Origin of the sequence: Pantoea sp. ME81, from assembly GCF_903970985.1 — a bacterium.
GTDB classification, from domain to species: Bacteria; Pseudomonadota; Gammaproteobacteria; order Enterobacterales; family Enterobacteriaceae; genus Pantoea; species Pantoea communis.
Genome location: NZ_CAJCKS010000296.1, coordinates 1 through 3,215, shown reverse-complemented (window position 1 = coordinate 3,215; position 3,215 = coordinate 1). Strand labels below are relative to the sequence as shown.

Annotated in this window: 3 protein-coding genes; all 3 read left to right on the top strand. The window is 59.7% G+C overall.

Annotated features, from left to right (window positions below):
* Positions 1-184 precede the first annotated feature (184 nt).
* Entirely contained in the window at positions 185-1,204 is a 1,020-nt protein-coding gene (locus tag H7A81_RS26510) for a type VI secretion system domain-containing protein (protein ID WP_255479058.1), read from the top strand.
* A 19-nt stretch (positions 1,205-1,223) separates the two neighbouring features.
* Complete coding sequence (tssF, locus tag H7A81_RS26505) at positions 1,224-2,987, top strand: type VI secretion system baseplate subunit TssF (RefSeq protein WP_182059256.1); 1,764 nt, start codon at positions 1,224-1,226, stop codon at positions 2,985-2,987.
* Positions 2,942-3,215, top strand: a 274-nt coding sequence (locus tag H7A81_RS26500) for a type VI secretion system baseplate subunit TssG (RefSeq protein ID WP_182059255.1), incomplete at its 3' end; no start/stop codon positions are given. The genes tssF and H7A81_RS26500, both read left to right, overlap by 46 nt.

Here is a 3,215-nt window from a genome sequence, read left to right as displayed (position 1 = left end):
AGCATAGCACCATTCTGAACATTAGATATGATTATCGATTTTATCCAATTCTGTCAGGAGGATAAACAAGGGCTACAGCAGGTAGTACACTCTTTCCCTACACGACGCTATTCCAATCTATGACGTATGCAGAGCGCAGGGCGGGGCCGGCCTTGGCGGCCTTTATGGCGCGCTGGAGGCAAGGTTGCTGAGGGCAGGCGGCCCTGATGCGGTGGTGCCCCAGACGGCGGCAGACGGTCCCGCATCCCAGTCGTCTTCAGCCTCCGCCGCCCCCTCTATGGCGGCTATCAGTTCCGGGCGTGATCTACTGGATCAGGCACGAACGCTGGCCGCTTATCTGCGCGATCAGCCAGGCGGATGGCTGGCCGCGCACAGGCTGATGAAAACCATCCGTCATGACACGCTCAGCCAGCTGCCACCGTTGTCCGGCGACGGCAAAAGCCGTATCGAGCCACCCAAGCCGGACCAGCGCGCACAGCTTAAACGCCTGTGGCTGCAGCAGAGCTGGGCCGAACTGGCCGAGCAGGCCGACAGCCTGTTCAGCCGGGGCGGCAATCACTTCTGGCTTGACCTGCAGTGGTACCAGCACCAGGCGCAATCGCGTTCGGGTAATGCGGCGCTGGCGGCGATTGTTCAGGACGATCTGAAGGGCCTGCTGTCGCGCCTCAACGGGCTGGAGACGCTGGCCTTCAGTGACGGAATGCCGTTTGCGGATGAGGTCACCATGGGCTGGATCCAGCAGCATGTGCTGATGTCTGCGGGAGTGTTCGAAACGGAGGCTGTCTCTGTGACTGCTGGCGCAGAGGATGATGTGCTGCAGCTGGAGAGCGAGGCTACTGACATGGCAGACAGGGAGGGCATTGAGACTGCGCTGGCCTGGCTGCAGCAGCGGCCCGGCATCAGTTCATCTCGCCAGCAGTGGTTATTGCGTTTGCTTATGGCCAGACTTGCTGAGCAATTTGGCCGTCAGGAAATGGCGCTTCATCTGCTATGTGCGCTCGATACGCAAGCAGAGAGTATGACGCTGGGCGAGTGGGAGCCATCTCTGTTGTTTGAGGTGCAGTCCCGCAGGCTGAAGCTGTTGCGCAGCCGTGCAGGCCGAAGCGAAGCGGATAAAACCAGGACGCACACAGAGATGGAAAGACTACTTTCATCGCTTATCCGGATTGATGCCGCTCGTGCTGCCATACTGACCACTTCGTAAAGGAAGACGAAACCCGTTTATGAAAGACTTAACCCTGCGTTATTACGATAACGAAATGCGCTATCTGCGCGACGCCGCAAAAGAATTTGCCGAAACTCACCCTGACCGCGCTGCCATGCTCAATCTGGATCGTGCAGGCACGCCGGATCCCTTTGTGGAGCGCCTGCTGGAGGGATTTGCTTTTTCTGTCGGTAGACTGCGCCAGAAGATTGATGATGACCTGCCGGAGCTGACTGAGGGCCTGGTCAGCATGCTCTGGCCGCACTATCTACGCACGATCCCGTCACTGAGCATAGTGGCTCTCTCGCCTGATCTGCCCAAAATGAAAATGGCGGAGACTGCTCCCGCCGGGCTGGAGGTGTATTCCCGCCCGGTAGGCCCCAAAAATACTGTCTGCCACTACCGCACCACAAAGCCGGTTACGCTTAATCCGCTGTCAATCTCAGGCGTGGTCATGGGCACCGAGCCGGACGGACGTTCCGTGTTGCGTCTGCGCATAGCCAGCAGCGGGCAGGCGGACTGGAGCCAGTGTGACCTGCGCCATCTTAGCTTGTGGCTGGGAGAAGACGTGCCCGTCGCGACCGCGCTGCATCAGAGGCTGACCCGCCGTCAGGCCGCGATATACGTCCGCCTGGCCGGGCAGCAGGAGCGGATGGCCCTCAACGCCTGGTTCAGCCCGGGTGGATTTGGTGAGGACGACAGACTATGGCCAAAGGGTGACAGCGCCTTCAGCGGCTATCAGTTGCTGCTGGAGTACTTCACCTTCCCGGAGAAGTTTCGCTTTGTGATCCTGAACGGACTGGAAGCTATCCCTCTTCCACCCGGACTCACGGGGTTCGATATTGAGGTGGTATTCAGTGAGGCGTGGCAGAGTGATTTGCCGGTGACCGATGCTTCGCTGAAACTGCACTGCGTACCGGTGATTAACCTGTTCACGCTGGAAGCAGACCCGCTGACGGTTAACGGACTGGATAGCGAGTACCTGCTGCGCGCGAAGCGCCTGCAGGACGGACATACCGAAATTTACTCGGTGGATGCAGTCAGCGGTTCAGGGCTGACCGGCGCGGCAGAGTACGTTCCGTTCACCAGTTTCCGGCACCGGGGCGGCATGATGCGACGCCTCGCACCTGAGCGCTATTTTCATACGCGCGTTCGAAAAGGCGTGACCGGGATGCACGACACCTGGCTGATACTCGGCGGTCAGCAGTGGGAGGAGGGGGAAGAGCTTTCCCGCGATACGCTCTCGCTGCGTATCACCGGCACCAACGGGCAGCTTCCCCGTCGTGCGCTGCAGAGCACCCTGCTGGACCGCTGCGAACAGGTGCTGCAGACCCCTGTCACGGTGCGCAATCTGACTCGTCCGACACTTCCTGCTTATCCACCCGCTGAGGACCGCTTTCACTGGCGGGTGCTGAGCCACCTCGGTTCCGGCTTCATCAATATGATGAATAGCGCAGAGGTGCTGCGCGGCACGCTGTCGCTGTACAACTGGCAGGATGACGAACTCTGCAACCGCAAACTGGATGCGATCCTTGACGTACAGCATCACCGTCTGCAGCGGTTTGAGTCTGGTTACCTGCTGCGTGGTCTCGACATTGAGGTGACGCTCGACAGCAGCGGCTTTAGCGGTGATGGCGATATACATCTGTTCGGCGAGATGCTTAACCGCTTCCTGTCGCTTTACGCGGACATGAACCAGTTCATTCAGCTCTCCCTGATTATCCGGCCTGAAGGAAAATGCATCCGGTGGAAAGAGAATCACAGTCAGCGCCTGCCCGGCTAATCGCGCGGCTGGGTGACCGGCTGCCTTATATGAATTTTTACCGCTTCTGTCAGCTACTGGAAAGGAGCGATCCCGAGGCACCCGTGCCGGGCAGCAGCTGGCAGGTGCGGCACGAGCCGGTGCGCTTCCGGCCTCATCCCGGCATGGGCTTCCCGGCAGGGGAAATGCGTGGCGCGGAGGAACCCGCTTATCCGCATCTGCCGCCCACGGTACGCATTAATTTCATGG